Genomic DNA, 396 nt, shown 5'->3' on the forward strand with positions numbered 1-396 from the left:
TGCGACAGGTCCTCGGCGCTCGTGAACGGCGTCGAGTCCATCGTGAGGTCGGGCTGGCCCGGCGAGCCGTTCCCCCACCAGCCGGCGGAGTCGTTCGGCGGGTCCCACACGTCGACCGTGAAACCGTTGTCCTCACCGAGCTCGATCAGCGCGCGCGTCGTGTCGTCGATGTGCGAGTGCCGGAACCCGAGCGTCTTGCCGACGACGAGGATCTTGTAGTCCTCCTCGTCGGCGGCCGCCGGCCCCGCGGCCACGAGCGTCGCCCCTCCGGCGAGGGGCAGCGCGACCGCCGCCGCCACCGCCCGTCTGGCCGTCGTACCGCTGAACAAATCCATGCGTGCTTCTCCCTCGTCGTCGAGAGCGCGGGCCGGGCGCCGGTCCCCGGCGGACCGCCGG

Annotated in this window: 1 pseudogene; it reads right to left on the bottom strand. The window is 73.0% G+C overall.

Annotated features, from left to right (window positions below):
* Positions 1-335: pseudogene (locus G3I78_RS50255) on the bottom strand (ThuA domain-containing protein); the annotation flags it as partial.
* Positions 336-396: the final 61 nt, after the last annotated feature.

Origin of the sequence: Streptomyces sp. SID13726 (assembly GCF_010548375.1) — a bacterium.
GTDB lineage: Bacteria > Actinomycetota > Actinomycetes > Streptomycetales > Streptomycetaceae > Streptomyces.